The following is a 6,230-nucleotide window of genomic DNA, read 5'->3' as shown; positions in this document are numbered from 1 at the left end:
CCCCCGGCCTCGCTCAAGAATAACTAATGGCTGGCCCAGTAGTGCTTCCCATTTATTTAATAAACCCCAGGCAAAACGATATGAGACACCAAGTTTTTCGGTCGCTTGTTTTAAAGAACCTTCTTGCTGAATGGCTTCAAGCATCTGAAACAGAATGTCATCAATATGATGCGGTTTTCCATGCTGGGTCAGTTGCCAGTGAAAGTCTATTTTAATTTCCATGATTCACATCGGGTAAGTGTTGTAATAAAACTGTCATGATAAGCGCCTTTTAACCGCTAACTAATATTACAAGCTGTTTTGCAGCTACGTAGTGTTAAAAATTCAGACAAGGAGAACAACATGACGATAAAGAAAAGCCTGCTGGCTGCTGGTATTTTGGCTGCATTATCGGGCCCTGCCTATGCGGGATCTGAAATTGAAACTCTAATTAATATGCTGCATGAAAACGGTATGGTCAATGATGACCAGTATGGCCGTTTGATGGCAGAGTTAAAACAAAATCAGGCTCAGGCACAACAAGAAAAACAACAAGTTGATGCCAAGCTTGCTGAAGCGACAAAACCCTCCGATGTTGAAGTCACTGTCAAAGGTGGGATTGGGGTGAAAACCCGTGATGGCAAGTTTGAGAGTAAGTTAGGTGGGCGTTTACAAGCGGATGCGGCAACATACAGCGGTCAGCCAGAAATGGGTGACGGTTCTGAGTTCAGACGTGCACGGATTTCTTATGCAGGCACAATGTATAACGTTTGGGACTTTAAGCTCGAATATGACTTTGCCAGTACAGGATCGAACGGCAAAGGTATCACCGATGCCTATCTGGCCTACACTGGATTTGAGCCATTGGATATCACGGTGGGTAATTTTAAAACACCATTCAGCTTAGATTATCTGACCAGTGCTAATAACACATTGTTTATGGAACGAGCCCTGCCTAATGCTTTTTCATCAGGAAGAAAGATGGGGATTATGGCCAGTAACGCAACCACCCATTGGTCATGGGCGACAGGTATCTTTGGTGATTCCATCAATAATAAAGGTGGTCAGAATGATGAAGGCTGGGGGGCAACGGCTCGTGGTACTTGGGCACCGATTAATGATGGTGTGCATTTTGTTCATTTAGGACTGGGTCTTGACTACCGTGATACCGGTGATAACGGCGATGTGGGGTTCGATAGTGAGGCTGAGTCACATGTGTCCGGTGTGAGTATTATTTATACAGACGATATCAGTTCCGTAGCAGACTATTACAATATCGGCGCTGAACTGGCTGCTGGTCACGGGCCATATTCTGTCCAAGGTGAATATATCACCACCCAGGTGAATCGTAATAACGGTAAAGATGCAGATTTTGATGGCTGGTATTTGCAGGCCGGTTATATATTGACGGGTGAGACTCGCCAGTACAAAAATGGTGTTATGGGTGGTGTGAAACCCAGTTCCATTGTTGGTGACGGTGGTGTTGGCGCATGGGAGCTGGCATTGCGCTATAGCTCACTCGACTTGAGTGATGCCGGAATCGATGGTGGCGAGGCAGATGCCATGACCTACGGAGTAAACTGGTATCCCACACCCACATTACGCTTTTCTGCAAACTATGTGGATGTACTGGACGTTGATGGTGGACCGAATGACAATGATGAGCTATCCGTATTTCAAGTGCGAAGCCAATGGGCTTTTTAAGCTAAGTTAACAATGAGGGCTGCTTGGCAGCCCTCTACTTTTTTATTGAGTATAAAGCTTATTTTTCTGGTTTATTTAGCTTTTTTGGGTTTTTCTTCACCAATTGCGCCATCAGCTCTGGCTTTGAGGTAGTTGTAAATATTTTCCCGACCTTTCATGACTTTCGGGTTCGATGCCCAAGCTGGCATACTACCAATCGTTCCAGTTTTTCCATGTTCAACGGTGTTAAAAAACTCTTCTTTAGAGATCACATTGAGACTTTCAGCTAAGTTAGGTCCGACCATACCTTGCCCGTATGTACCATGGCAGCGAGCACAGAAATTTCTATAAAGTTTGAAACCCGCGTAACTAGCGGAATCAAGCTCATTACCATTGGTTACGGTATAAGGTTTATCATCAGCAAAAGCGGATGTGGCAGACATAAGTAGTAGCGCCGCAGAAAGTGCAACTGGTTTAATTGATTTAAGTTGAAACAACATTGATATCTCCATCAAATCTGAACAGCCAGCCCCAATTAGCGGGGCCGGATAGTTCGATTATAGGATGTTATTTTGCTGTCAGGTTGGGTGATTTGCCTTATTGTGCAGGTTAAATGCCCTGCTTTGAGAGGAGTTTATCCTCGATTCAATAAATCTCTCAAATCAATTAATGCGGCATTGGCCCGTGACACATAAGAAGCCATCACCAATGAGTGATTAGCAAATAGGCCAAAACCACTTCCATTCAGAATGACCGGACTCAATACCGGTTCCTGTGTGGCTTCCAGCTCTCGAATGATCTGGCGTAGACTCACCAGCGCATTTTTCTTTCTTAATACATCTGAAAAGTCATATTCCACTGCTTTCAGCAGATGGATTAGGGCATAGGTTGTCCCTCGTGCTTCGTAAAACACATCATCAATTTTATTCCAAGGTGTTTTTGTCACCACTTCATCCGCCAGTGGGGTTGACTGTATGGCTTCTGCATCGCCTGCTAGATCAGTATTAATACGCACCTGTCCTACACTGGCCGTGAGACGCTGTGACAAACTGCCTAAGCGTTTTTCAGCAACAGATAACCAAGAAACCAGGTTGTCTGCTCTGGCATAAAACTGAGCATCATCCTCATTACTACTCAGTCTAGCCAGATAGGACTTGAGAGATTTAATGCCGGCACGATATTCACGTTCTGTCGGTGGGAAAAGCCATGAGTTGGAGTTAAAGTTAAACTGAGGTTCGGCAAGTGCCAGGTCCTCATCTTCTCTGGACTGAGATTGGGAACGGCTGATGTCGTTGCGCAATACGCGAGAAAAATCACGAATCTGTACCAGCACTCCGAACTCCCAACGAGGCATATTGTCCATCCAAACGGAGGGTGGCATGACATCATTTGTGAGGTAGCCGCCGGGTTTATCCAGAAGGTTTTCAGCGAGGGTGATTAGTGTAGCTGATGATGTATATCCGGTGACGAGATGTTGTTGCTGTTGCGATGCCATGATTCTGGCATTTTCAGTGGGTTCAAACTCACTTGGGGCGAAGTTCCACCATATCATTAAGGTCATCATAAAAATAGCAACAATACTAAGAATGATGCCGGCTGTCTTAATGATACGTTGACGGGTCGTGGTATCAGCGAAACTGTCGCTGACTGACCAACCTAAATCACGGATTTTATCTGTTAAGCGTTTCATTGACATCTCATATCTGATTAAGTGGGAATGTTCTGTGACAGCTTATGCGCTATGAATCTTTAAGACAATGGGGTTAATGAAAGACAATTCAAGCTTGACTTAAATTGCTTCACCTCAGAATAATGACGGGTTTGCAAAAATGATTAGGAAGCGGGGGACGCTTTTGTTATGACATTGAGAATTGAGATCGATGATCTGGCCAAATACTTTGGTGCGATCAAAGCCGTTGATGGTGTGTCTTTTTCTGTCAGTAAAGGCGAAGTGCTCGGGTTTTTAGGCCCAAACGGCGCGGGTAAATCAACGACGATGAAAATGATTACCGGCTTTTTAACACCGACTAAAGGCACGGTAAGAGTTTGTGGTTATGATGTACTTAATGACCCTATTTCGGTAAAAGCGCACTTGGGATATCTTCCTGAGGGTGCACCAGCGTATGCTGATATGACGCCGGATAGTTTCCTGAAGTTCATTGCAGAAATTCGTGGAATCAAAGGGGCAGACAGACGGCGAGCTGTCGATAGTGCAGCAGAACGGGCACGTATCACCAATGTCATGTATCAACCCATCGAAACGCTCTCGAAAGGCTATAAACGTCGTGTAGGACTAGCGCAGTCTATTTTGCATAACCCGCCTGTGTTAATACTCGATGAACCTACCGATGGTTTGGACCCTAACCAGAAACACGAAGTCAGAACATTAATTAATGAAATGGCTGAAGATAAAGCCATCATTATCTCTACCCACATCCTCGAAGAAGTACATGCACTGTGTACCCGCAATGTGGTGATTGCCAACGGTAAAGTGAAGTTTGATGGCACACCACAGGAACTCGAGTCGAGATCACGTTATTACAATGCGGTGGTCGTCAATGTAGCGGATGTCGAGCAGAAAGCATTCGAAAGCTTCCTGAATTCATTAGCCTTTGTTGCTCGTGTTGAACCTTTGGAAAGCGCTGGATTTAGAGTGTATCCGAAACAAGGTCAACAAATTACTGCAGAATTATCAGAAAAGATTCGTGAGAATGGGTGGAGTATTGATGCCCTTCATGCGGAATCAGGGCGTTTGGACGAAGTCTTCCGCAGTATCACCATGCCAAATACGGGAGCCAAAAACTGATGAATATTCGTAATATCTGGTTCATTATGAAACGTGAATTTAATGGCTACTTTGCTACACCAGTGGCTTACGTTTTCATCATCATATTCTTGCTGCTTACCGGTTTTTCAACGTTTTATGTCGGTAATTTTTTCCAACGCGGTGAAGCAGATCTTTACCCATTCTTTTCCATGCATCCGTGGCTGTATATTTTACTTATTCCTGCTATTTCCATGCGTTTATGGGCTGAAGAACGTAAGAGCGGGTCAATTGAACTATTAATGACCTTACCTGTTTCTGTGTTTGAAGCTGTTATCGGTAAGTTCCTCGCCGCATGGGCATTTACGGGCTTAGCCTTATTCTTGAATTTCCCTTTATGGATTACGGTGAATTATCTCGGTAACCCGGATAACGGTGTCATTGTGGCAAGCTTCCTGGGAAGTTTACTCATGGCTGGTGGTTTTTTGGCGATTGGTTCATGCATATCCGCGATTACCAAAAACCAAGTGATTGCCTTTGTCATCAGCTTGATTATCAGCTTGGTATTTGTACTAAGCGGCTATGGCATCGTCATTGACTTTTTCAGCGGCTGGGCACCAAAAACACTGGTAGAAACAGTGAGCTCGTTTAGTTTCTTGACCCATTTTGACGCGATCAGCAAAGGGGTCATCGATATGCGAGACATGATGTATTTTATTTCACTAATCGTTATCTGGCTATTTGCGAATGCCCTTATCGTCAATGCTCGTAAGGCAGACTAGGAGAGAATTGCGACGATGAATAAACAACTTTTATCTGCAACCGGCCTGATTTTGGCCATTATTTTGTTTGTATCTTTCAATGTTGTCGTTAATGGCAATTTCAAATCTGCTCGTGTGGATTTGACAGAAGATAATCTTTATACCTTGTCCGATGGCACCATCAATATCCTGCAGTCAATGGATGAGCCGATCAGTCTGCGTTTCTACTACACTGAAAAAGCAGCTCAGGCGTTGCCCAGCTTAAAATCGTATGCCCAGCGTGTACAAGAGTTATTGCTTGAGTATCAGCGTGCCTCAAACGGCAAGATTCGCCTGTTTATTATGAATCCTGAACCTTTTTCATCAGATGAACAGCGTGCCGATCAATATGGCTTACAGTCTGTGCCTATTGATGGTGAGTCTGATCCTTTGTACTTCGGTCTGGCTGGTACCAATGAAATTGATGGTGTTGAAACCATACCTTTCTTTCAACCAGAGAAAGAAGACACACTTGAATACGACCTGACAAAACTGATCTACAAACTTTCAAACAACAACAGAAAAGCCGTAGGTGTTATCAGTTCGCTTGAGGTGGATGGTGAGCAGTATGACCCACTTAAAGGCGAAGTCGCTTCTCCTGATGGAGCCAAACCCTGGGCAGTGATGGCAGAATTGCGTCAGATGTTTAATGTATCAATGTTGCCGACAGATATCCGTCGTATTCCATCCAGCATGGATGCGTTAGTGGTGATTCACCCGAAAGAATTATCTGAAAGCACGTTGTATGCGATTGATCAGTATGTTTTAGCTGGCGGTAAATTAATTACCTATGTTGATCCTTATGCAGAAGTCGATAAACCGAAAAAAGATCCGGACAATCCGATGAGCGCCATGCTGGCACCGCGTAGCTCAAATATGGAAGAACTGTTTACAGCATGGGGATTCAAACGTTCAAATACGGATGTCGTGGCTGATAGAAAAACAGCAACCAAGGTAGATTTTGGTGCTAAGACAGACTATCAGCCTATTGATTATGTTCTATG

The 6,230-nt window shown here is 44.2% G+C and carries 7 protein-coding genes; 4 read left to right on the top strand and 3 right to left on the bottom strand.

Annotated elements, in window-relative coordinates; all coding sequences use genetic code 11:
* Nucleotides 1-222 (bottom strand): winged helix-turn-helix domain-containing protein (locus B4K20_RS08900; protein ID WP_289282625.1); only part of this gene is annotated, 222 nt, incomplete at its 3' end.
* 120 nt (nucleotides 223-342) lie between these two features.
* On the opposite strand from B4K20_RS08900, the gene B4K20_RS08895 reads away from it, so the two are divergent.
* Complete coding sequence (locus B4K20_RS08895; RefSeq protein WP_289282624.1) at nucleotides 343-1,683, top strand: OprO/OprP family phosphate-selective porin; 1,341 nt, start codon at nucleotides 343-345, stop codon at nucleotides 1,681-1,683.
* Nucleotides 1,684-1,754: 71 nt separating this feature from the next.
* On the opposite strand, the gene B4K20_RS08890 is transcribed toward B4K20_RS08895, so the two are convergent.
* Together B4K20_RS08890 and B4K20_RS08885 are read right to left on the bottom strand one after the other, a co-directional pair.
* Complete coding sequence (locus B4K20_RS08890) at nucleotides 1,755-2,162, bottom strand: c-type cytochrome (RefSeq protein WP_286303749.1); 408 nt, start codon at nucleotides 2,160-2,162, stop codon at nucleotides 1,755-1,757.
* Nucleotides 2,163-2,296: 134 nt separating this feature from the next.
* A complete protein-coding gene (locus B4K20_RS08885) occupies nucleotides 2,297-3,352 on the bottom strand; it encodes a DUF2333 family protein (protein ID WP_289282623.1) in 1,056 nt (351 codons plus the stop codon).
* 168 nt (nucleotides 3,353-3,520) lie between these two features.
* On the opposite strand from B4K20_RS08885, the gene B4K20_RS08880 reads away from it, so the two are divergent.
* The 3 genes from B4K20_RS08880 to B4K20_RS08870 all read left to right on the top strand — a co-directional run.
* A complete protein-coding gene (locus tag B4K20_RS08880; RefSeq protein ID WP_289282622.1) occupies nucleotides 3,521-4,468 on the top strand; it encodes an ABC transporter ATP-binding protein in 948 nt (315 codons plus the stop codon).
* Nucleotides 4,468-5,208, top strand: coding sequence for an ABC transporter permease subunit (locus tag B4K20_RS08875; protein WP_286303752.1), 741 nt, complete (start codon nucleotides 4,468-4,470; stop codon nucleotides 5,206-5,208). Before B4K20_RS08880 ends, B4K20_RS08875 begins: the two co-directional genes overlap by 1 nt.
* A gap of 15 nt (nucleotides 5,209-5,223) precedes the next feature.
* Nucleotides 5,224-6,230, top strand: a 1,007-nt coding sequence (locus B4K20_RS08870) for a GldG family protein (protein WP_289282621.1), incomplete at its 3' end; no start/stop codon positions are given.

The sequence above is a fragment of the Methylophaga sp. UBA5088 genome (assembly GCF_002414625.1).
Lineage (GTDB): Bacteria > Pseudomonadota > Gammaproteobacteria > Nitrosococcales > Methylophagaceae > Methylophaga > Methylophaga marina.
This window is presented reverse-complemented; position numbering and strand designations above follow the sequence as displayed.